Origin of the sequence: Streptomyces parvus (assembly GCF_014648875.1) — a bacterium.
Lineage (GTDB): Bacteria > Actinomycetota > Actinomycetes > Streptomycetales > Streptomycetaceae > Streptomyces > Streptomyces parvus.
Map to the genome: position 1 here is coordinate 1,967 of NZ_BMRY01000031.1, position 2,407 is coordinate 4,373.

Below are 2,407 nucleotides of genomic sequence, written 5' to 3' on the forward strand. Positions count from 1 at the left end.
GGTGGGTGGCTGGTCGTTGTTTGAGAACTGCACAGTGGACGCGAGCATCTGTGGCCAAGTTTTTAAGGGCGCACGGTGGATGCCTTGGCACCAGGAACCGATGAAGGACGTGGGAGGCCACGATAGTCCCCGGGGAGCTGTCAACCAAGCTTTGATCCGGGGGTTTCCGAATGGGGAAACCCGGCAGTCGTCATGGGCTGTCACCCGCTGCTGAACACATAGGCAGTGTGGAGGGAACGAGGGGAAGTGAAACATCTCAGTACCCTCAGGAAGAGAAAACAACCGTGATTCCGGGAGTAGTGGCGAGCGAAACTGGATGAGGCCAAACCGTATGCGTGTGATACCCGGCAGGGGTTGCGCATGCGGGGTTGTGGGATCTCTCTTTCACGGTCTGCCGGCTGTGAGACGAGTCAGAAACCGTTGATGTAGGCGAAGGACATGCGAAAGGTCCGGCGTAGAGGGTAAGACCCCCGTAGCTGAAACATCAGCGGCTTGTTTGAGAGACACCCAAGTAGCACGGGGCCCGAGAAATCCCGTGTGAATCTGGCGGGACCACCCGCTAAGCCTAAATATTCCCTGGTGACCGATAGCGGATAGTACCGTGAGGGAATGGTGAAAAGTACCGCGGGAGCGGAGTGAAATAGTACCTGAAACCGTGTGCCTACAAGCCGTGGGAGCGTCGCGCATCGAGCTTGCTCGGTGCGTCGTGACTGCGTGCCTTTTGAAGAATGAGCCTGCGAGTTAGCGGTGTGTAGCGAGGTTAACCCGTGTGGGGAAGCCGTAGCGAAAGCGAGTCCGAACAGGGCGTTTGAGTTGCACGCTCTAGACCCGAAGCGGAGTGATCTAGCCATGGGCAGGTTGAAGCGGAGGTAAGACTTCGTGGAGGACCGAACCCACCAGGGTTGAAAACCTGGGGGATGACCTGTGGTTAGGGGTGAAAGGCCAATCAAACTCCGTGATAGCTGGTTCTCCCCGAAATGCATTTAGGTGCAGCGTCGTGTGTTTCTTGCCGGAGGTAGAGCACTGGATAGGCGATGGGCCCTACCGGGTTACTGACCTTAGCCAAACTCCGAATGCCGGTAAGTGAGAGCGCGGCAGTGAGACTGTGGGGGATAAGCTCCATGGTCGAGAGGGAAACAGCCCAGAGCATCGACTAAGGCCCCTAAGCGTACGCTAAGTGGGAAAGGATGTGGAGTCGCAGAGACAACCAGGAGGTTGGCTTAGAAGCAGCCACCCTTGAAAGAGTGCGTAATAGCTCACTGGTCAAGTGATTCCGCGCCGACAATGTAGCGGGGCTCAAGCGTACCGCCGAAGTCGTGTCATTCATACACATATCCTCAACGGGAGTATGGATGGGTAGGGGAGCGTCGTGTGCCGGGTGAAGCAGCCGCGGAAGCGAGTTGTGGACGGTTCACGAGTGAGAATGCAGGCATGAGTAGCGATACACACGTGAGAAACGTGTGCGCCGATTGACTAAGGGTTCCTGGGTCAAGCTGATCTGCCCAGGGTAAGTCGGGACCTAAGGCGAGGCCGACAGGCGTAGTCGATGGACAACCGGTTGATATTCCGGTACCCGCTTTGAAACGCCCAGTACTGAATCAGGCGATGCTAAGTCCGTGAAGCCGGCCCGATCTCTTCGGAGTTGAGGGTAGTGGTGGAGCCGATGAACCAGACTTGTAGTAGGTAAGCGATGGGGTGACGCAGGAAGGTAGTCCAGCCCGGGCGGTGGTTGTCCCGGGGTAAGGGTGTAGGACGCACGGTAGGCAAATCCGTCGTGCATATAGTCTGAGACCTGATGCCGAGCCGATTGTGGTGAAGTGGATGATCCTATGCTGTCGAGAAAAGCCTCTAGCGAGTTTCATGGCGGCCCGTACCCTAAACCGACTCAGGTGGTCAGGTAGAGAATACCGAGGCGTTCGGGTGAACTATGGTTAAGGAACTCGGCAAAATGCCCCCGTAACTTCGGGAGAAGGGGGGCCATCACTGGTGATCCGATTTACTCGGTGAGCTGGGGGTGGCCGCAGAGACCAGCGAGAAGCGACTGTTTACTAAAAACACAGGTCCGTGCGAAGCCGTAAGGCGATGTATACGGACTGACGCCTGCCCGGTGCTGGAACGTTAAGGGGACCGGTTAGCTGCCTTTCGGGGTGGCGAAGCTGAGAACTTAAGCGCCAGTAAACGGCGGTGGTAACTATAACCATCCTAAGGTAGCGAAATTCCTTGTCGGGTAAGTTCCGACCTGCACGAATGGCGTAACGACTTCTCGACTGTCTCAACCATAGGCCCGGTGAAATTGCACTACGAGTAAAGATGCTCGTTTCGCGCAGCAGGACGGAAAGACCCCGGGACCTTTACTATAGTTTGATATTGGTGTTCGGTTCGGCTTGTGTAGGATAGGTGGGAGACT

Annotated in this window: 1 rRNA gene; it reads left to right on the plus strand. The window is 56.4% G+C overall.

The window, feature by feature from the left end:
- Window positions 1-52: 52 nt before the first annotated feature.
- Window positions 53-2,407: ribosomal RNA gene (locus tag IE140_RS35615) — 23S ribosomal RNA — on the plus strand; the annotation flags it as partial.